This window comes from Streptomyces sp. NPDC002573, assembly GCF_042889625.1.
GTDB classification, from domain to species: domain Bacteria; phylum Actinomycetota; class Actinomycetes; order Streptomycetales; family Streptomycetaceae; genus Streptomyces; species Streptomyces gibsoniae.
Genome location: NZ_JBIARC010000049.1, coordinates 1 through 19,308, shown reverse-complemented (window position 1 = coordinate 19,308; position 19,308 = coordinate 1). Strand labels below are relative to the sequence as shown.

At 71.9% G+C, this 19,308-nt stretch carries 20 protein-coding genes; 13 read left to right on the top strand and 7 right to left on the bottom strand.

What is annotated here, in order from left to right; all coding sequences use genetic code 11:
* Positions 1 to 250: 250 nt before the first annotated feature.
* Both ACFYX0_RS33755 and ACFYX0_RS33750 read right to left on the bottom strand, forming a co-directional pair.
* Positions 251 to 1,627, bottom strand: a complete 1,377-nt coding sequence (locus tag ACFYX0_RS33755) for a cryptochrome/photolyase family protein (protein WP_388976093.1) — start codon at positions 1,625 to 1,627, stop codon at positions 251 to 253.
* A 69-nt stretch (positions 1,628 to 1,696) separates the two neighbouring features.
* Positions 1,697 to 3,220: an SDR family oxidoreductase gene (locus tag ACFYX0_RS33750; RefSeq protein WP_388976090.1), complete on the bottom strand. Its 1,524-nt coding sequence runs from the start codon at positions 3,218 to 3,220 to the stop codon at positions 1,697 to 1,699.
* Between the two features lie 300 nt (positions 3,221 to 3,520).
* On the opposite strand from ACFYX0_RS33750, the gene ACFYX0_RS33745 reads away from it, so the two are divergent.
* The 3 genes from ACFYX0_RS33745 to ssuE all read left to right on the top strand — a co-directional run bounded on the left by ACFYX0_RS33745 (position 3,521) and on the right by ssuE (position 4,810).
* On the top strand, positions 3,521 to 3,688 hold the full coding sequence (locus ACFYX0_RS33745; RefSeq protein WP_388976087.1) for a hypothetical protein: 168 nt from the start codon (positions 3,521 to 3,523) through the stop codon (positions 3,686 to 3,688).
* Between the two features lie 100 nt (positions 3,689 to 3,788).
* Positions 3,789 to 3,872, top strand: a complete 84-nt coding sequence (locus tag ACFYX0_RS33740; protein ID WP_365950599.1) for a putative leader peptide — start codon at positions 3,789 to 3,791, stop codon at positions 3,870 to 3,872.
* A 383-nt stretch (positions 3,873 to 4,255) separates the two neighbouring features.
* Positions 4,256 to 4,810 carry an NADPH-dependent FMN reductase gene (gene ssuE / locus ACFYX0_RS33735; RefSeq protein ID WP_388976084.1) on the top strand — a complete coding sequence of 185 codons (555 nt, stop codon included), beginning with the start codon at positions 4,256 to 4,258 and terminating at the stop codon, positions 4,808 to 4,810.
* A 40-nt stretch (positions 4,811 to 4,850) separates the two neighbouring features.
* Here the strand turns inward: ssuE and ACFYX0_RS33730 are convergent, their stop codons facing one another.
* Complete coding sequence (locus ACFYX0_RS33730) at positions 4,851 to 5,903, bottom strand: acyl-CoA dehydrogenase family protein (protein ID WP_355912672.1); 1,053 nt, start codon at positions 5,901 to 5,903, stop codon at positions 4,851 to 4,853.
* A gap of 319 nt (positions 5,904 to 6,222) precedes the next feature.
* Between ACFYX0_RS33730 and ACFYX0_RS33725 the strand changes: the two genes are divergently transcribed.
* On the top strand, positions 6,223 to 7,587 hold the full coding sequence (locus ACFYX0_RS33725; RefSeq protein WP_388976081.1) for an RICIN domain-containing protein: 1,365 nt from the start codon (positions 6,223 to 6,225) through the stop codon (positions 7,585 to 7,587).
* Between the two features lie 35 nt (positions 7,588 to 7,622).
* The gene (locus tag ACFYX0_RS33720) at positions 7,623 to 7,775 is read left to right on the top strand and encodes a hypothetical protein (protein WP_388976078.1); all 153 of its coding nucleotides are present in this window, start codon (positions 7,623 to 7,625) and stop codon (positions 7,773 to 7,775) included.
* Between the two features lie 92 nt (positions 7,776 to 7,867).
* Here the strand turns inward: ACFYX0_RS33720 and ACFYX0_RS33715 are convergent, their stop codons facing one another.
* Positions 7,868 to 8,548: a phosphatase PAP2 family protein gene (locus ACFYX0_RS33715; protein ID WP_388976174.1), complete on the bottom strand. Its 681-nt coding sequence runs from the start codon at positions 8,546 to 8,548 to the stop codon at positions 7,868 to 7,870.
* Between the two features lie 176 nt (positions 8,549 to 8,724).
* Here ACFYX0_RS33715 and ACFYX0_RS33710 point away from each other — a divergent pair, with 176 nt between their 5' ends.
* The 4 genes from ACFYX0_RS33710 to ACFYX0_RS33695 all read left to right on the top strand — a co-directional run bounded on the left by ACFYX0_RS33710 (position 8,725) and on the right by ACFYX0_RS33695 (position 11,671).
* Positions 8,725 to 9,096, top strand: coding sequence for a BlaI/MecI/CopY family transcriptional regulator (locus ACFYX0_RS33710; protein WP_388976075.1), 372 nt, complete (start codon positions 8,725 to 8,727; stop codon positions 9,094 to 9,096).
* Positions 9,093 to 10,022 (top strand): M48 family metalloprotease, encoded by a 930-nt coding sequence (locus ACFYX0_RS33705; protein ID WP_388976073.1) that lies wholly within the window; start codon positions 9,093 to 9,095, stop codon positions 10,020 to 10,022. Before ACFYX0_RS33710 ends, ACFYX0_RS33705 begins: the two co-directional genes overlap by 4 nt.
* A 139-nt stretch (positions 10,023 to 10,161) precedes the next feature.
* On the top strand, positions 10,162 to 10,554 hold the full coding sequence (locus ACFYX0_RS33700) for a VOC family protein (RefSeq protein WP_388976071.1): 393 nt from the start codon (positions 10,162 to 10,164) through the stop codon (positions 10,552 to 10,554).
* Positions 10,555 to 10,600: 46 nt separating this feature from the next.
* Complete coding sequence (locus ACFYX0_RS33695; RefSeq protein ID WP_388976068.1) at positions 10,601 to 11,671, top strand: adenosine deaminase; 1,071 nt, start codon at positions 10,601 to 10,603, stop codon at positions 11,669 to 11,671.
* On the opposite strand, the gene ACFYX0_RS33690 is transcribed toward ACFYX0_RS33695, so the two are convergent.
* Positions 11,653 to 12,168, bottom strand: a complete 516-nt coding sequence (locus tag ACFYX0_RS33690; RefSeq protein WP_311694693.1) for a DinB family protein — start codon at positions 12,166 to 12,168, stop codon at positions 11,653 to 11,655. The two genes, ACFYX0_RS33695 and ACFYX0_RS33690, sit on opposite strands and share 19 nt — an antisense overlap.
* A 67-nt stretch (positions 12,169 to 12,235) precedes the next feature.
* Positions 12,236 to 13,162 carry a LysR family transcriptional regulator gene (locus ACFYX0_RS33685; RefSeq protein ID WP_388976066.1) on the bottom strand — a complete coding sequence of 309 codons (927 nt, stop codon included), beginning with the start codon at positions 13,160 to 13,162 and terminating at the stop codon, positions 12,236 to 12,238.
* A gap of 119 nt (positions 13,163 to 13,281) precedes the next feature.
* Here ACFYX0_RS33685 and mgrA point away from each other — a divergent pair, with 119 nt between their 5' ends.
* A complete protein-coding gene (gene mgrA, locus ACFYX0_RS33680) occupies positions 13,282 to 14,283 on the top strand; it encodes an L-glyceraldehyde 3-phosphate reductase (RefSeq protein WP_311694691.1) in 1,002 nt (333 codons plus the stop codon).
* Here the strand turns inward: mgrA and ACFYX0_RS33675 are convergent.
* Positions 14,261 to 15,244, bottom strand: coding sequence for an oxidoreductase (locus ACFYX0_RS33675; protein WP_388976064.1), 984 nt, complete (start codon positions 15,242 to 15,244; stop codon positions 14,261 to 14,263). The genes mgrA and ACFYX0_RS33675 overlap by 23 nt on opposite strands.
* 183 nt (positions 15,245 to 15,427) lie before the next feature.
* On the opposite strand from ACFYX0_RS33675, the gene ACFYX0_RS33670 reads away from it, so the two are divergent.
* From ACFYX0_RS33670 to ACFYX0_RS33660, 3 genes are all read left to right on the top strand, one after another.
* Positions 15,428 to 16,168 carry a cupin domain-containing protein gene (locus ACFYX0_RS33670; protein WP_388976062.1) on the top strand — a complete coding sequence of 247 codons (741 nt, stop codon included), beginning with the start codon at positions 15,428 to 15,430 and terminating at the stop codon, positions 16,166 to 16,168.
* Complete coding sequence (locus tag ACFYX0_RS33665; RefSeq protein ID WP_388976060.1) at positions 16,156 to 16,359, top strand: helix-turn-helix transcriptional regulator; 204 nt, start codon at positions 16,156 to 16,158, stop codon at positions 16,357 to 16,359. The genes ACFYX0_RS33670 and ACFYX0_RS33665 overlap by 13 nt, the downstream gene beginning before the upstream one ends.
* 183 nt (positions 16,360 to 16,542) lie before the next feature.
* Complete coding sequence (locus tag ACFYX0_RS33660) at positions 16,543 to 19,095, top strand: ATP-dependent Clp protease ATP-binding subunit (protein WP_388976057.1); 2,553 nt, start codon at positions 16,543 to 16,545, stop codon at positions 19,093 to 19,095.
* The last annotated feature ends 213 nt before the right edge of the window (positions 19,096 to 19,308 follow it).

Here is a 19,308-nt window from a genome sequence, read left to right as displayed (position 1 = left end):
CCTCCGAGCCGCGTCGCGCGCGACCGTGCGTACCGTCGCCCGGCCCGCTGGTGCGGGCGCCGGGTGGCGGACCCGTCTGTCACCCATTCCCTGACCCGCACACGAAAGGCCATGCTGTCACCCGGTCGAAGGAGACCCGGCCCGGGGTGCGACGGGCTTTTCGCGTGCTGGCCCGGTCGGTCGTCAGATGCCGCCGGGCGGCGGCTCGTTCGGGTCCGCCGGGTCGGTCGTTCCGGTCTGGCGGGGCTGTTCAGCCGTGTCCGCGACCCCGCTTGAAGCGGGCCAGGCCTTCGGCGAGGTCCACGATCGGGTCCGGGTAGGCGTCGTAGGCGGCGCGCTCCGGGCCCCGCAGCTTCCACGGCTCGTGCACCAGGGGCGCGTCGAGCCCGGCGAGTTCGGGCACCCAGCGGCGTACGTATGCCCCGTCCGGGTCATGGCGCTTGGCCTGGGCGATCGGATTGAGGACCCGGTTGGGCCGGGTGTCCGTGCCGGTTCCGGCCACCCACTGCCAGTTCAGCTGGTTGTTGGCGAGGTCGCCGTCGACCAGCAGCTCCAGGAAGTGACGGGCGCCGACCCGCCAGTCCACGTACAGGGTCTTGGTGAGGAAGCTCGCGGTCAGCAGCCGGGCGCGGCTGTGCATCCACCCCTCGTGCAGCAACTGGCGCATCGCCGCGTCGATCACCGGGTAACCGGTGCGGCCCTCCCGCCACGCTTCCACGTCCGCGCGTGCCGCGCGCCCGGAACGCCAGCGGTCGTGCCTCGTGCGGTAGTCGCGGGTGGCCGCGTCCGGCCGCGCCGCCAGCACCTGACGGTGGAAGTCCCGCCACGCCAGCTGCCGTACGAAGGCGTCGGCGCCCGGGCCGCCGGCCTGCCGGGCCCGGTGGACGAGTTCGACGGGGGAGAGCGTGCCGAAGTGCAGATGCGGCGAGAGCCGCGACGTGGCATCGCCCGCCAGGTCGTCATGGCGGTCCTCGTATGCGTTCACACCGCCGCGCAGCCAGGCCGCGAGCCGCTTTCTGCCCTCGCTCTCGCCGCCCGGGGCGAGCCCCGGGGAGAGCGCCGGAAGCTCTGCCCGCACGGGGAGTTCCTCGGACCCGACGTCGCCCGGCACCCCGACCGTGCGGGGCGCACCCAGGGTGTCGCGCAACCGCCGCCCGGACCACCGCCGGAAGTACGGCGTGAAGACGGCGAAGTGGTCCGAGGCGGCCGGGGTGACCTCGCCCGGCGGCACGGCGGTGGTCACGGCGTCATGGACGTGCAGCCGCCGCCCCGCCGCCTCCAGGGCCCGGCGCAGCCGCGCCTCGCGCCGGTGGGCGTAGGCGCTGGCATCGGCCGCCATGTGCACCACGTCGGCGTCCGTCGCGGCCGCCACCCGGCACACCTCGTCGACGACGTCCCCCGAACGGACGACGAGACGGCCGCCCCGGGCCCGTAGACCCGCGTCGAGGTCCCGCAGACAGTCGGCGAGGAACGCCAGCCGGTTCGGCGCGGCGAACCCCGCGGCGGCCACGGCCGGGTCGCGCACGAACAGGGGCACCACCTGCCGGGCGTCGTCGAGGGCGGCCCGCAGCGGGGGATGGTCGTACAGGCGCAGATCCGAGGTGAACAGGACGACCGAGACGTTCATGGCGCGCACTCCGGAACGCGAGAGGGTGGGCTGTGGTCTGCTTCCGGGAGAGCCCGGTCGACGCGGGTGTCAGCGGGTGGGGGCGCCGTCCTCGGCGGCGGGGGCCCGGGCCGCGGCCCTCGCGATGTTGCGGGCCATGCCGCCGAAGACGACGGCGTGGAAGGGGGAGACGCTCCACCAGTAGGCGTGCCCGAGGAGCCCGTGCGGATGGAACAGGGCCCGCTGCCGGTATCGCGTACGGCCCTGCTCGTCCCGCTCGACGTACATCTCCAGCCAGGCCAGCCCCGGCAGCCGCATCTCGGCCCGCAGCCGCAGCAGATGCCCCGGCTCGATCTCCTCGACCCGCCAGAAGTCCAGCGAGTCGCCGGCCCGCAGCCGCTCGGCGTCGCGGCGGCCCCGGCGCAGCCCCACCCCGCCGACCACCCGGTCCAGCCAGCCCCGTGCCGCCCAGGCGAGGGGGAAGGAGTACCAGCCGTTGTCACCGCCGATGCCCTCGACGACCCGCCACAAAGCCGCGCGGGAGGCGTCGACCGTGAGTTCCCGGCGATCCGTGTAGAGGCTGCCGCCGGCCCAGTCGGGATCGGTGGGCAGCGGGTCGCTCGGCGCGCCGGGTGGCGACGCGGACGACCAACGGGTCGTGACCTGGGCGTCGCGGACCCGCTGCAGAGCCAGCCGGACCGCCTCGTCGAAGCCGATCGGATGCCCCGGCGGGGGAGGCACATAGCGGTCGATGTCGTGCTCACCGCAGACCACCTCGTGGCGCAGCGACTCGGTGAGCGGCCGGGCGATGGACCCGGGCACGGGTGTCACCAGTCCGACCCAGAGACTGGACAGGCCGGGGGTGAGCACCGGGACGGGCACGATGACCCGGGGCGGAAGACCCGCGATCGCCGCGTACCGGACCATCATCTCCCGGTACGTCAGCACGTCCGGACCCCCGATGTCGAAGGCGCGGTTGACGTCGTCGGGCATCCGCGCGCTGCCCACCAGCAGACGCAGCACGTCCCGCACCGCGATGGGCTGGATCCGGGTGCGCACCCAGCGCGGGGTGATCATCGCGGGCAGACGCTCGGTGAGATAGCGCAGCATCTCGAAGGAGGCCGAGCCCGAGCCGATGATCACGGCGGCCCGCAGCACGGTGGTCGGGACCCCCGAGTCCAGCAGGATGCGGCCCACTTCGGACCGCGAGCGCAGATGCGGGGACAGCTGACGTTCCGGGACGCCCGCGGGTGTCAGGCCGCCGAGGTAGACGATGCGCCGTACGCCCGCGGCCCGGGCCCGCTCCCCGAAGATCCGTGCGGCCGTGCGGTCCGTGTCCTCGAAGTCGCCGCCCGTGCCGAGCGCGTGCACCAGGTAGTACGCGACGTCGATACCGCGCATGGCCGCCACGACCGACTCCGCCCGGGTGACGTCTCCGGCCACCACCTCGACCTCGCCCGACCAGGGGTGGTCGCGCAGTTTGCCGGGCGAGCGGGCCAGGCAGCGTACGCGGTGCCCTGCGGCGAGCAGTTCCGGCACGAGCCGGCCGCCGATGTATCCCGTGGCGCCGGTCACGAGGCAGCTCAGCCCCGGTCCGGCCTCATCGCCGTTCATCGTTCCTCAGTCCTCGACCCTTGATCCTCAATCCTGGTTCCTCGGTCCCCCGTCGTCCAAGTCCTTCGCTGATGCCTCCCTCGTTCGAGGGTATGCCGGATGCGCCGGGGGAGTACCGCGAGGTCATCGGGGGAGGGGAGAGGCCGCCCTCGGCGTCCGGGGCCCGGGCCGGCGGCCGCCAGGAAACTGGTTTCCGTCAGGCGGACATGCCGGCTTCGATCGAGGGCAGGCGAACAGTGAGGAGAAGTGCTGGGTAGAGTCGACGGCCGGTGTCGGCCGACGCTGGAGGTGGCTGCCGCTATGGGCGCGAAGGTGTTGGAGCGGTTTCCCGCAGGTGCTCCGCGCGGAGCGTGGCCGGCTGAGGAGTTCGCGGCGGCGCGCCGTGCCGAGGGTGAGCCCGCGAAGGTCGTCATGGATCTGAAGTCGGACGCGTTCCTCGTGGTGGTCCCGACGCGGGACGACGACTGACCGCACACGGCCACCGGGAGCGGGGCGCCCTCGGTCCGCGATACGAGAACGCCCGGGATTTCCTTGACGGTCCGAGTCGGCGGCTGCCACGATCGACGACATGACGATGCGACTGGACCTCACGCGGCGACGCCATGTCGACCTCGCGCGTGTTTCCAGCGCCTCCTGTTGCACCGCGGCCTGATCGCCTTCCGGTCCGCCGCGTTCTCCCGGCACACGTCCGCTCGTCGAGCCGTATGTGACGCACGCAGTCTGTGACGCCCTTGCGCATGTGTGCTCGCATTCCGGTCCCCCGAATTCAGCGCATCGCCATGGTGGCGCAGTCGTGTTGCTGCCTTCCCGCGCATTCCGCATTCGGTGGTCCGTCAGTCCGCAACTGGAGTTCCGCATGTCCCGTACGCCCCTGCAACTCATCTACCGGGTACGCGACTTCAGCGGGTGCGAGGGAAGCGAAACAGCGGCGGTGACACCGGAACGGGCACCGGCATCGGCCTCGCCCTCGGCTGAATCCGTCCCGGCCCACGTCTGACCGCCCCGCTCCCTCCCTTCCTCCCGAAAGAGGACCGCATGGCCACCGTTCTGTCCGTCTCCGGCAGCCCCTCCGCCTCCTCCCGCACCAACCGCCTGCTGCGCCACCTCGACCAGCGCCTGATCGCACAGGGGCACCAGGTGGTGCCGCTCGACGTCCGTACGATCCCCGCGGAGGCCCTGCTCGGCACGGACTTCCGGCATCCGGCCATCGCCGAGGCCACCGAGCTGTTCGCCCGCGCCGACGGGGTCGTCGTCGGCACCCCCGTCTACAAGGCGTCGTACTCCGGCGTCCTCAAGGCGCTGCTCGATCTGCTTCCGCAGTACGCCCTCACGGGCAAGACCGTGCTGCCGCTCGCCACCGGCGGAAGCACCGCGCATGTGCTGGCCATCGACTACGCCCTCCGCCCTGTCCTTAACTCCATGGGCGCGGCGCACATAGTGCAGGGCTGGTTCACCCTGGACAAGGACATCACCGTGCACGAGGACGGTTCCCTCACCGTCGCGCCAGGCGTGGCGGAGGCGCTGACCCAGGTGGTCGACCAGTTCTCGGCGGTTCTCGGCCCCACCCCGCTGCTGGCTGCGGCGGGCTGAGCGGAGCGCCCAACTCCGGGAGCCGGACGAGCCGGAGGGGTCAGGGAAGTTCGGAGAGATGGCCGAGGTGGGCATGGCGCACCTCGGCCGTCTGTCCCTGCACGAGCAGGAACATCGCCTCCCTCGCCAGCCGCTGGGCCCGGCTGCCCAGGGCCATGGACCGGCCGCCGCCGGCGACGAGCGCGGCGGTCGTCGTGGTCCGCAGCAGATCGTGGGCCCGCAGCTTCCACGCGAGCCGTTCCTCGATGCGTTCGTGCGGCACAGGGTGGTCCCACAGGGCGTAGGCCTCCCGCCGTGCCTCGTCGAGACGGTTCCGCAGCGAACCTGCCGTCTCCTTCGCCTCCGGGTTGGCCTCCAGCAGATCGAGCGCCGCGTACGCCACCCCGAAGACAGCCGGGGAGGCGTTGGTGTTCCGGGGCCGGTCCACCTGGGCGAACTTCGTCTGCGGGGTGCGCAGCACGATCGAATCCCGGGGCAGCCACAGGCCGTTCAGTTCCAGTGAGACCGTGTGCGCGGCGGTGAGCGCGGCGAGCCGCATCGGTGCCGTGGGGCGCAGCCCGGGCTGCTCTCGCGCCTCGGTGAAGGCGAAGACCACCTCGCCCGCCTCGGAGACACCCGCGAGCAGCATCACGTCGTTCAGCGTCCACCCCGTGTACCACGGCACGGTCCCGTCGAAGCGCCAGCCGCCTCGCTCGGATGTGGCCCGCACCGGGACCCGGGGGAAGGCGCGGACGTGGGCGTAGGCGATCCCGGACAGCAACTCGCCCCTGGCCAGTGGGCCGAGCAGGCGCTCGCGCACGGGCAGTTCCGTCGACGCCAGCAGTTTGACCGGCGTGTAGTGCTGCGTCAGCACGAACCATGTCGAACAGCAGGCGCCGGCCAGGATCTCCGCGGTGTCCCGGGCCACCGCGGGGGGCGCAGCGGCCCCGCCGTACTCCGTCGGCGCGTTCACCCCGAGTAGCCCCGAGCCCTTGAGCGCCTTGACATGGCTCGCGGGCACACCCTCCTGGTCGACCCGCTCCGCCTGTGGTCCGAGGAGACCGGTGGCCAGCTGACGGGCGCGGACGACGAGCGGGTGCGCTGCGGTGGTCATGAGAGGCATTCTCCGTCAGCGGTCCTACGGACGAGGGGACCGGCAGGGCCCGCCCTTCGGTCAACTGGTCTAAACCCTTGACTGGCGTACATCAACGCGGTTGAGTGTGCCTCCGCAACCCCCCACCGCGGCCGCCCCCACGCCGTGCCCGGCCGGACCGGCGCGTGCGCGCAAGGGCCGCCCCGCTGCGCCCTTGCCCGGGAGCGGCCGTGCCCGGGTTCGCGGAGCTTCACCCGACGGCAACCTTCCCTGTCGGCGCCCGACCGCCGTGGCTGCTGTCATGAACCTGACTTAGCCTCGTCGAACGAAGGGCTCTGCCATGCGAACCCCCCACGCCCTGCTCGCGGCGGCCATCGCGCTGACCGCCGCGGTTGTGGCGCCCCCGTCCCATGCGGCCGCCGCGGTCCCCGCCGCCGGTGCCTACTACGTGCAGAGCGCCACGACAGGGCTCGACGCGGCCGACAACGGGGGAGCCGTCGAACAGCACAACCCCAAGGGCAACGAGGACCACCAGCAGTGGAACCTCAAGGCCGCCGGATCCTCGTACGTCCTCGAAAGCGTCGACACCGCGGGCAGTTGCCTCGGCCGCTCCGGTGACCAGGCCCGTACGGTCGCCTGTACGAGCGCCGACGCGGCCTGGGAGATCGCGCCGGCCGGCGGCGACCAGTACACGCTCAAGGCCCCCGGGACCGAGCGCTACCTGACGGTCGCCGCCAAGCCCTCCGGCGCCAACTACCCCGCTCAGCTGGCCATCGGGTCCTCGGGCGGCCTGGCCTCCTGGTACCTCACCCCGGTCACGTCTCCCACCGGCCCCATGCCGTCCCCGGACCAGCGCACCCTGGACCAGGTCACGTTCCTCACCGCGCACAACGCGTACGCCAACGGCGTCGACGGCGGCTTCGCCCCGCCCTTCGTGAACCTGGTGCCCAACCAGACCCGCGGTATCAACCAGCAACTCTCCGACGGCGTACGCGGGTTCATGCTGGACATACATCAGACGCCGGACGGTGCCATCCTCTGTCACGACAGCTGCACCCTGGTCAGCAGGCCGGTCGCACTGTGGGTGGACGTCCAGCGCATCGTGGACTTCCTCAAGGCGCACCCCGATCAGTTCATCACCGTCTTCCTGGAGGACTACGTCGACCCGGGCGTGCTGCGCAGCGAACTGGCCCGGGTGAACGGCCTGTCGGACGTCCTCTACCGGCCGGACCAGACCGGTGTACGGCAGAACGGCTGGCCGAAGATGGCCGATCTGATCGCGGCGAACCACCGGCTGCTGATCTTCACCGACCACAGCCGCTCCTCCGACGAGGCCGCCGGACTCACCCGCGACAGCTTCGGCGTGATGTACCAGAAGGACTGGACGGTGGAGAACTACTGGTCCATGGGCTCGGGTATCGGATCCTCCGACTGGTCCTGCTACAGCCGCTGGTACGACGCCAACACCACCATCCCTCTCACCCGCACCGAACCGGGCTTCCGCCCGCTGTTCGTCATGAACCACTTCCGTGACGCGACGATCACGTCCACGGCCCAGACCGACAACACCAAGCTGACCGACCGCGCCCAGCGGTTCTGCCGGCCCGCCGCCCGCAAGAAGCCCAACTACCTCGCGGTCGACCGCTACGACCTCGGGAACCCGGCCTCCGCCGTGAACACCCTGAACACCTACACCTATCCGTAGAGCGCTCCCCAAGAGTGCGTGCGCAAGGTCGAACGGTGTGCGCATCGTCCACGTACGAGCTCACCCCCTCACAGGCGATCACCGCGGACGCGCATCTGGAAACGGGGGGCCTGCCTGTCGGCCGCATCGGTCTCGGCGCGTTGCGGCCGGCGGGCGGCGCCGTCTTCCACCTTCGGGACGCCGAGTGATCCTGAGCGGTCGATGGCCGTACTGCGCCCAGATCCGGTCGTGGGTGATGACGTCACCGGCCTCGACGCGCTGCGTCCACGGGGGTGAGGCCTCAGGGTGTCGAGGGCGAGACCGGATCCGCCGTGCCGGTGAGGGCGCGCGGGGCGAACCGCGCGGCGGCGTAGACGCACAGGCTCAGCCAGCACACGGCGAACAGCCAGCCGCCCAGGACGTCGGAGAACCAGTGGACGCCCAGATACACCCGGGTGAGGCCGACGAGTATGCCCCAGGTGAGAACGGTCGCCAGGAGTGCCGTTCTGGCTCGTGGGGCGCGGGCCAGGATCGCGAGGGCCAGCAGGCCCGCCGTGATCGCGGCCGTCGTCGTGTGCCCCGAGGGGAAGGACCAGCCTGACGCCTGGGTGACCCAGTCCCGTGTGGCCGGGCGCGGGCGCGCCACCGTGTTCATCACCCCGTACCGCAGTGCCTGGCCCACGGCCAGGCAGACGACCGCGGCGGCCATGCACAGGGCCCGCCGGCGCGGGGTGCGTCCGGCAAGCAGACCGGCCAGGGCCGCGAGCAGATACGGGACGGCTCCCGTGCCGGTGAACGTCACGGCCCGCGCCGCCACGACCACCGGGTGCGGGCGGTGGCCGACCGACCACGCCAGCAGGTCGGAGTCGCCGTACAGCGGGGAACCGCCCCGCCCTCGCACGGTCAGCGCCAGCAGGACGAACGCCGCCAGGGCGCCCAGCGCCGTCGAACCGGCGAGGTCCGAGGTGTCGGCCCGCTTCACGCCGCCGCCCGGGGGACGTCGGGCGTGCGCCGCGATGCGGTGCACGATGCTGCGCCCATGTTCGTGGACCCCTTTCATAATGGACGTGCGGTACGGTCCTGGCCGGAGCCGCGAGGACTACAATTCTGTAGACGGTCTACAGAAATGTAGACGAAAACGGGGTGAGGAAGGTTCCCATGACCGAAGCGAGGGACGAGCGTCGCCCGGCTGGCGAGCTGGAAGCCGGCGTCATGGCCGCCCTGTGGGCCGCGGGAGCGCCCCAGACCCCCGGCGAGGTGCAGGTGAGCCTGGGTACCGGTCTCGCCCGCACGACGGTGACGACGATCCTGTCCCGGCTGCACGAGAAGGGCGTCGTCGACCGCAGGCGCCAGGGCCGAGGCTACGCCTACTTCCCCGTCCAGGACGCGCACGGCCTGACCGCCCGCCGGATGCACACCGAACTGGACCGGGACAGTGACCGGCAGACCGTGCTGGCCCGCTTCGTCGCCCAGCTCAGCGAAGACGACGAGCGCGTCCTGCGGGATCTGCTGGAATCCGGTGAGCAGTGACCTTCCTGCTGCTCATCCCGCTCGCGCTGCCGTTCGCGACGGCTCCGCTCGGCCGCCGTGCCCTCCAGCACCTCGCCCCGGCGACCGCGCTGTGGCTGGTGACCGGCGCCGCGGTCGTCCTCGCGTGCTGCTCCCTGACCGCGCTGGGCGCCTTCGTGCTCACCGGGCTGCTCAAGCTGCCGCTGTTCGCCGCGTTCGGGGAACTGGTCCGGCCGCTGCGCACCCCGTCGAACCTGGTGGTCGTACCGGCGGCGGCGTTCTCCGTGGGCGCGCTCGCCGTGAGCCTGTGGGCGGTGTGCCGCGCCGTGGCACACCAGGCCCGGGCCTTCCGCGCTGCCACGAGCGAGGCGGACCGCCGAGCCACCGCCGGTGACCTGTGCGTCATCGACTCCCCGCGCCCGGACGCGTACGCCCTGCCCGGACGCCCGCACCGCATCGTGGTCACCACCGGGATGCTGCGCAGTCTCAACCCGGCCGAGCGGGAGGCGCTCTTCGCCCACGAGCGCGCCCACAACGCGGCCGGACACCACTACTTTCTCGCCGTCGCCGAACTCGCCGCGCTCTGCCACCCCGGGCTGCGGCCCACGGGCGCGGTCATCCGGCTCGCCGCCGAACGCGCGGCGGACGAGGCCGCCGCCGTGGTGGTCGGGAACCGGCGGCTGACCGCCCAGGCGATCGGCCGGGCCGCCCTCGCCGCCCGGGCCGCCCAGGGGGAGCGGCCGTCCTTCGCCCCCGCGGCGACCACCGGGCCCGTGCCGCAGCGTGTCGCCGCGCTGCTGGCGGCCCCGCGGGCACCGCACCGGACCGCCCGCTGGATCGCCGCCCTGCTCATCGCGTGCGCCGCCGTCTCCGCCTGCGCCTCGGCGACCGGGATCATCGGCTTCCACCACGCGGTCGAGGTCGCCCAGGGCGAAGAGGGCCACTGACGCCGGGCGGGGAGCCCCCGCCGCACCGAGGGGCCGCCCTGCCCTCGCCGACGCCCCGCTCAGCCGCTTGACGGGATGCCGTACCCTACGTGTTACGTATAACGCGCTAACGCCGTGACGCCGTACCCCGGAAGGCCCGATGAGACGCATTGCCCTGGTCACCCTCGTCGTCGACGACTACGACGAGGCGATCCGCTTCTACACCGAGGCCCTGGGGTTCCGGCTCGCGGCCGACGAGCCGCGGCCCGACGGCTCCCGGTGGGTCGTCGTCGAGACCGGCGCCGCGAACCACGGCACCGGCCTGCTCCTCGCCCGGGCCAAGAGCGACGCCCAGCGCGGCCGGATCGGCGACCAGACCGGCGGGCGCGTGGGCTTCTTCCTGCACACGGACGACTTCACCCGCGACCACGCCCGGATGGTCGCCGCCGGTGTGACCTTCCTGGAAGAGCCGCGGCACGAACCGTACGGCAGTGTCGCCGTCTTCCAGGACCTGTACGGCAACCGCTGGGACCTTCTCCAGCCCGCCGGCTGAGCCTCCTCCCGCCGCTTCGAACCGCCCGCCCAAGGAAAGACCCGCCATGACTGCTACGCGCGTAGATGCCGAACTGATCCGCCGCCTCCCCAAGGCCGTCCTGCACGACCACCTCGACGGCGGCCTGCGCCCCGCCACCGTCGTCGAACTGGCGGCCGCGGTCGGCCACACCCTGCCCACCACCGACCCCGACGAGCTCGCCGCCTGGTACTTCGAGGCCGCGAACTCCGGTGACCTGGTCCGCTACATAGCCACCTTCGAGCACACCCTCGCCGTGATGCAGTCCCGCGAGGGCCTGCTGCGCGTCGCCGAGGAGTACGTCCTCGACCTCGCCGCCGACGGTGTCGTCTACGCCGAGGTGCGCTACGCCCCCGAGCTGAACACCCAGGGCGGGCTGTCGATGAGCGAGGTCGTGGAGGCCGTCCAGGAGGGCCTCGCCGCCGGTATGGCCAAGGCGGCCGCCGCCGGCACCCCGGTCCGGGTCGGCACCCTGCTCTGCGGCATGCGCATGTTCGACCGCGTCCGCGAGGCCGCTGACCTGGCCGTCGCCTACCGTGACGCCGGAGTCGTCGGCTTCGACATCGCCGGCGCCGAGGACGGCTTCCCGCCCGCCGACCACCTGGCCGCGTTCGAGCACCTGCGCCGCGAGAGCGTCCCGTTCACCATCCACGCCGGTGAGGCGCACGGTCTGCCCAGCATCCACCAGGCCCTCCAGGTGTGCGGCGCCCAGCGCATCGGCCACGGTGTGCGCATCACCGAGGACATCGTCGACGGCAAGCTCGGCCGGCTCGCGAGCTGGGTGCGGGACCGCCGTGTCGCGCTGGAGATGTGCCCGACCTCCAACCTCCAGACCGGCGCCGCCACCTCGATCGCCGAGCACCCGATCACCGCCCTGAAGGACCTGGGCTTCCGGGTCACCCTCAACACCGACAACCGGCTGGTCTCGGGCACGACGATGACCCGCGAGATGTCCCTGCTCGTCGAGGAGGCGGGCTGGAGCGTCGAGGACCTGCGCACGGTCACGGTGAACGCCCTCAAGAGCGCGTTCATCCCGTTCGACGAGCGCAACGCCCTCATCCGCGACGTGGTCCTGCCCGGCTACGAGGCCGCGCTCTGAAGCAGCCCTCCCACATAGGCGGCCTGTCCGACGTGCTGCAGTGCGTCGGACAGGACGCTGACGAGGCGTACGCCCAGAGTGACCGGGGGATCCCAGCCGTCGTCCACGACGCGCTCCAGGTCCTTGGCGGCCAGTTGCCGCAGGGCCCCGAGGGTCTGTTCGTGCACGGCGTCGTAGTACCCGGTCAGCAGGTCGCCCGAGTCGACCCGGACCTTGGCGACCTTCGCCGGGCTGTGGCCGTACCCGGTGTCGCTGCGCGGCAGATCGAGCCCGAAGCGCTTCTCCCAGTCCTGTGACAGCCATACCTCGTCCAGGCCGAAGGCGTCGGCCACGTGGTCGTCCTGGACTCGGGTGAGGTGCCAGATCAGCCAGGCGACGGAGTTGGTCTCCGCGGTGGGCCGGGCGTTGAGGTCGTCCGGCCCCAGGCCGTCGACGGCGGCATGGACTTCTTCCTGGATGCGGGTGTACGCGTCGATGAGGATGTCCTTCGCATGCATGGGTCCACCATCGCGCATCGTGCCCGCGGGCGTACAACGAACCCGCCCAGCGCGCCGCTCGCTCCGTTCAGCCGGCCGAGGGGGTGTCCGATGTATCCGCCGGTTCCGACGTGTCCGCCGGGTTCGCCGTGAGCAGGCTCATCAGTGCCCGCGCCGCCGGGCTGCTGGCCTCGTGCGGGGGCAGGATCGCGACCGTCTCGTACTCGGCGTCGCACTTGACGGGGAGCGAGACCAGCGTGGACGCCTCGCGCTTGTGCCCGAAGTGGCGCGGGACGACGGCGACACCGAGCCCTTCGTGGACCAGCTCCAGAAGGCTGTGCACGTCATTGACCTCCAGCGTCACGGTCCGCTGGACGCCCGCCTCCGTGAACACCGCGTCGGTGGTGCGGCGCGGCCCCCAGTCGGGGTGGAAGTCGACGAACGCCTCGCCGCCCAGGTCCTCGGGGGTCACCGGGCCGCCCGTGGCCAGCGGATGCGAGGGATGACACAGCACGGTCATCGGCTCACTGGTCAGCGGTACGGACCGCAGCTGATCGGTGTCCGCCTGGGTGCGCACCGCGAACGCCAGGTCCAGCCGGCCCGCGGCGACCTCCTCGGCCAGCGCGCCCGACCCCGCCTGCCGCAGCCGGATCTCCACGTCGGGATGGCGCCGCCGGAACGCGGCGAGCAACCGGGCGACGTCCACCCCGGCGATGCACTGCTCGGTGCCCAGCGAGAGCGTGCCGCGCAGCACACCCTGCACGGCCGCCACCGCCTCGCGGGCCGCGCGCACCTGGGCCAGGATCCGCTCGGCCTCGACCAGCAGCGCACGGCCCGCCTCCGTGAGGGTGACGGTGCGGGTGGTGCGCACGAACAGCGGGGCCTGCAACTCCCGTTCCAGGGCGCGGACCGAGGCCGACAGTCCCGACTGGGACACCATCAGCCGTTCCGCTGCCCGGGTGAAGTGCCGGTCCTCGGCGACCGCGACGAAGTGCTGGAGATGACGCAGTTCCATGATTGAGAAGCCTAAGCGCTGAATCTCATCCGATTCCTCTGTTGGACCGCTGTACGGCGTCCGGGCGAGAGTGGACGGCGTCGTCAGCGTTGTCAGCGAACGTCCCTCTGGAGTGCACGTTGTACACGGCAGATCCCTCCCGCTACGAGGCCATGCCCTACCGCCGCACCGGACGCAGCGGTCTGAAGCTGCCCGCGCTGTCCCTCGGCCTGTGGCACAACTTCGGCCCCGACCGCCCGGTGGAGACCCAGCGGCAGATCCTGCGCCGGGCCTTCGACCTCGGGGTCACGCACTTCGACCTCGCCAACAACTACGGACCGCCGCCCGGTGCCGCCGAGTCCGCCCTCGGCGACGCCCTGCGGGCGGACTTCGGCGCCTACCGCGACGAACTGGTCATCTCCACCAAGGCCGGCTATCTCATGTGGCCGGGGCCGTACGGCGAATGGGGCTCGCGGAAGTATCTGCTGTCCTCGCTCGACCAGAGCCTGACGCGGATGGGCCTCGACCACGTCGACATCTTCTACTCGCACCGCTTCGACCCCGAGACCCCGCTCGAGGAGACGATGGGTGCCCTGCACTCGGCGGTCCAGCAGGGCAAGGCGCTGTACGTCGGCGTCTCCAACTACTCGCCGGAGCAGACCCGTGAGGCCGCCCGCATCCTGCGCGAACTGGGCACCCCGCTGCTGATCCACCAGCCGCGCTACTCGATGCTGGACCGTCGTCCCGAGGACGGGCTCCTGGACACCCTCGACGAACTCCAGGTCGGCTCCATCGCCTACTCACCGCTGGAGCAGGGACTGCTGACCGGCCGCTATCTCGACGGCATCCCGGAGGGTTCCCGGGCCGCGAGCGACAGCCCGTTCCTCCAGGCCGACCAGGTCACCGAGGACCTGGTGCGGCAGCTGCGCGCGCTCGACGACATCGCCGGCTCCCGCGGCCAGACGCTGGCGCAGATGGCCCTGGCCTGGGTGCTGCGCGGCGGCCGGGTGACCTCGGCGCTGGTCGGCGCGAGCAGCCCGCGGCAGCTGGAGGACAGTGTGGCGGCGATCCGCAACCTGGACTTCGACACGGAGGAGCTGGCACGGATCGACGCGGCGATCAAGCGAGAAGACGCTCGCTGAGGTCCCAGAGGCGGGCGGCCGCCGCGGGGTCGACCGCGTAGGGGAGCACGCCGGGGATCTGCGCGTCGTCACGCCAGGCGGGCTCGTCCGCCGCGGCCAGCAGCGGGCTGATGTCGCAGTTCTCGCAGTAGGCGCCCCCCAGGCCGTCGAGCTGGGGGTTGGTCGCGCACCAGACGCTGGTGGCCGCCCCCTGGGCGACGGTCTTCAGCTGCCGGGCGGGGTCCCGCACGGGGCGGCCCTTGTCGTCCATGGCGCCGGCCGCCCGCAGTGCATCGTCGGAGAGGTGCTTGGCGAGCCCGGTGTCGATGATGGTGCCGGGGTGCACGGAGAAGGCCCGCACCCCCTCCGCCCGGCCGCGCCGGTCGAGCTCCACCGCGAACAGGGCGTTCGCGGTCTTCGACTGGCCGTAGGCGAGGAAGGGCTCATAGGGACGGTCGGTGAACTGCGGGTCCTCGAAGACGACGGGGAAGAAGCGGATGCCCCGGGAGGACACCGCCACCACCCGCGCCCCGTGGGCCGCGACCAGGGCGGGCCACAGCCGGGACACCAGCTGGAAGTGGCCGAGGTGGTTGGTGGCGAACTGCGCCTCGTGGCCACGCGCGTCCCGGGTCAGTGGGGTGGCCATGATGCCGGCGCTGTTCACCAGGATGTGCAGCGGACGGCCGGAGGCCAGGAACGTGGCCGCGAAGGCGTCGATCGACGCGGGGTCGATCAGGTCCATCGGCTTGACCTCGACGCCGCCGACGTCCCGGAGCGCGGCCCGGGCCCGCTCGACGTCCCGCGCGGGTACGACGACCTCGGCGCCCGCGGCTCGAAGCACGCGGGTCGTCTCCAGGCCGATGCCGGAGTAGCCGCCGGTGACGACGGCGACCGTGCCCGTCAGGTCGATCCCCTTGACGACCTCATCGGCGGTGGAGGCGGCGTCGAAGCCGGAGCGGACGGGCTGCTGTGCGGTGGTCATGGTGCGTGTCTCCTTGCAAATCCCTCACGTGGCCCCAGCGGGCCGCCGGTGCGCCGCGCCTCTCGGGCCGGTTCGCCGGGAGTCCGGCCGGGGGCGGTTCGTGGGCTGTCCCGGCCACCGTAGGACGAGCGGTCCGTACGATGAATGCTTGAGAGTCCGTATTACTTGCGTGATAGTTCAGACATGTCCGTGGACCCCCTGTCCGACGCCCTCGCCGTCGCCGACGCGCGCTGTGTCTTCTCCGGCGGCTTCACGGCCGGGGGCCACTGGGCCGTCAGGCTTCGCGGGCGGTACAAGCTCAAGGTCAACGCCGTGGTGCGGGGGCACTGCCTGCTGGTCCGCGAGGAGGGCGGCGAGCCCGTGCGGGTGGAGGCGGGCGACGTCGTGGTCTCCGACGGCAGACGCTCCTACGTGCTGTGCAGCGCCCCGGACGTCACGCCGCTCGACTCGAAAGAGGTCGCGGTGGACCCGGGTGAGCGCATGGCGCACCTCGGCGACGGCGAGGGCTTTCTGTGCGTGTCCGGTCATATCGACCTCAGCAGGGACAGCGGTGAGCTGCTGCGCCGGGCCCTGCCCGAGATGATCCATGTGCGGGCGGCCTCCGTCGAGGCGCCGGTGCTCGGCTGGCTGATCGGGCAGCTCGTGGGCGAGATGACGGCGGGCCGCGCGGGCTCCGGGTTCGCCTCGGACCAGATCGCCCAGTTGCTCTTCCTTCAGGTGCTGCGGGTCTGTCTGGTGGATCCGCAGACGCTCCCGGCCGGCTCGCTGCGGGCGCTCGCCGACGAGCGTCTCGCCCCGGCGCTGCGCCTGATGCACGGCGACCCGTCGCGCCCCTGGCAGCTCGAGGAGCTGCCCGGGCCGCCGCCATGTCCCGGACCACCTTCGCCGTGCGCTTCAAGGAGGCGGCCGGCGTGCCGCCCCTGACGTATCTCCTCAACTGGCGGATGAGCCTGGCCGCGCGTGCCCTGCGGGAGGACGACACCCCCGTCGTGTCCCTCGCCCAGTCCGTCGGCTACACCTCGGAGAGCGCCTTCAGCAACGCCTTCAAACGCACCGTGGGTGTCGCGCCGAAGCGTTACCGGGACGCCGCTCGGGGCCGACCCGTCCGAGCGTGAGGGCGTGAGCGGACGCGGCCGAGTACCCGTGCTCTCCCTCTCCAACCGTCCCCAACAACCCCGATGTAACGCGCTGATCCTTGGGTTGTGGTACGACGCGACCTGGCCAAGACTGGGCGAGTACGGGCAAATCGACTACGGCGTGCCGCGCAGCCGTGTCGCACGCCGGACGGGTGGTCAACCGTGACGATCTCACCCTTCGGGTCAGGTGACCCCTTCTCCGATCTCTTCAACCGCTTCTTCGGCATGAGCCCGGCGACCTCCCCGCCCGCCGTGCAACGCGTCCCCATCGGACGGCTTCTCAGCGAATCCGCGCACGAGCTGCTGGGCGCCGCGGGTGGCCGGGCGGCGGAGGACGGGTCCGATCTCGACGCCGTCCATCTTCTGTGGGCCGCCACCCAGGTGCCGTCCGCACGCCAGGTCCTGGAGCAGGCGGGCGTGGATCCGGACCGGCTGGCCGCCGATCTCGAGGCGTCGCTGCCCTCCGGAACGGGTGAGGGGGAGCCCGCGCTCACTCCGGCGGCCAAGCGCGCGCTGCTCGCGGCGCACGCCCGGTCGCAGGCGGCCGACGCCTCGTACATCGGCCCGGAGCACATCCTCGCCGCGCTCCTCGACGACCCGCGCTCCCCGCTCGCCCAGACCCTCCAGGCGGAGGGCGCCTCACCTGGCGCGCTGAGCGGCGCCGCGCGAGAGAGGCGCGCCGCGGGCGGCCACGCCGACACCCCGACGCTGGACGAGTACGGACGTGATCTCACCGACGAGGCGCGCAGCGGCCGTCTCGACCCCGTGGTCGGCCGGGCCGTCGAGGTCGAGCAGACGATCGAGGTCCTCTCCCGGCGCACCAAGAACAACCCCGTCCTCATCGGCGAGCCCGGCGTCGGCAAGACCGCGATCGTCGAGGGGCTGGCCCAGCGCATCGTCGCCGGAGAGGTGCCCAAGGCGCTGAAGGACCGCCGGGTGGTGGCCCTGGACATCGCCGGTCTGGTCGCCGGGGCCCAGTACCGGGGCCAGTTCGAGGAACGGCTGAAGAAGGTCATCGACGAGGTCACCGGCGCCAAGAAGGGGATCATCCTCTTCCTCGACGAACTGCACCAGGTCGTCGGCGCGGGCGCCACCGGCGAGGGCTCCATGGACGCGGGCAACATCCTCAAGCCGGCCCTCGCGCGGGGCGACCTCAGCGTCGTCGGCGCCACGACCCTCAACGAGTACCGCAAGCACATCGAGAAGGACGCGGCGCTCGAACGCCGCTTCCAGCCGGTGATGGTGCCCGAGCCGACCGTCGAGGAGACGACGGAGATCCTGCGGGGGCTGCGCGACTCTTACGAGGCCCACCACCAAGTCCGCTACCTCGACGAGGCGTTGGACGCCGCCGCCGCCCTCTCCGACCGCTACATCAGCGACCGCTTCCTGCCCGACAAGGCCATCGACCTCATGGACCAGGCCGGAGCCAGGGTCCAACTGCGCACCATGGGCGCCCCCGCCGAGACCGCCGAGCTGGAGGAGAGCCTCGGCCGGCTGAGCCGGGAGAAGGACGAGGCGGTCCGCACCGAGGACTTCGAGCGCGCGAGTGAGGTCAAGCGCCGGATGGCGGAGTTGGAGGAGCAGCTCTCGGAGACCACCGGCGGCGGTGTGGCGACGACGCCCCTCGTCACCGTCGACGACATCGCCGAGGTGCTCTCCGCGCGCACCGGCATCCCGGTCTCCCAGCTGACCGAGACCGAGCGTGAGCGGCTCATGAAGCTGGAGGAACTGCTGCACGAGCGCGTCATCGGCCAGGACCAGGCGGTCACCGCCGTGGCCCAGGCCGTGCGGCGCGGCCGGGCCGGCATGGGCGACCCCAACCGGCCCACCGGCAGCTTCCTCTTCCTCGGCCCCACCGGAGTCGGCAAGACGGAACTCGCCAAGGCGCTCGCGGAACTGCTCTTCGGCGACCCGGACCGCATGGTCCGCTTCGACATGAGCGAGTTCCAGGAGAAGCACACCGTCTCCCGGCTCGTGGGCTCCCCGCCCGGCTACGTCGGCTACGAGGAGGCCGGCCAGCTCACCGAGGCGGTGCGCCGCAAGCCGTACAGCGTCGTGCTGTTCGACGAGGTGGAGAAGGCCCACCCGGACATCTTCAATCTGCTGCTGCAGGTCCTGGACGACGGACGGCTGACCGACGCCCAGGGACGCACGGTCGACTTCCGCAACACCGTCGTCATCATGACCAGCAACATCGCCTCCAAGCACATCCTCGACCACCAGGGCGATGTCGACGAGATCAGGGACGACCTGATGGCGGAGCTCCAGGCGCACTTCCGCCCGGAGTTCCTCAACCGGATCGACGAAGTGATCATTTTCCATGCGCTGGAGCGCGAGAACCTCGTGCAGATCGTCGATCTGCTCCTCGAAGGCACCCGGCGCCGGCTGCACGCGCAGGGCGTGCAGATGGAGGTCACCGACGCGGCCAAGGAGTGGCTGGCCGACCGTGGCTACCAACCGGAGTTCGGGGCCCGGCCGCTGCGCCGCACCATCCAGATGGAACTCGACAACCGGCTGTCGAACATGCTGCTCGACGGCACGCTCGACGCGGGCGACACGGTCGTCGTCGATGTCGCGGAGGACGAGCTGGTTCTCCGGCTCAAGGCGGTGAGCGAGGAGGGAAAGGCCGCGCGGGCCGAGTCCGGCGAGAAGGCACCGGGCAGCTCGGAGGTCTCCGAAGAGCAGCCCCCGAGCTGGCCCGGCCCGATCTCCTAGGCCCTGTCGTCAAACTCCCGCCTGCCCCGCGACGCCATGCACGCTCCCCCACTCTCGGCTTCGCTCGAGCGGGAGGGGGCCCCACGCCGCCGCGGGGGCCCTCCGGGCGGACGACGGCAGTTTGACGACAGGACCTAGAAGAGTCATGAAGATCTTGGGGTTCTGGCCCCGCCGCGTGAGCGGTGGGGCCAGACTCTTTGTTGTGGTGATGGG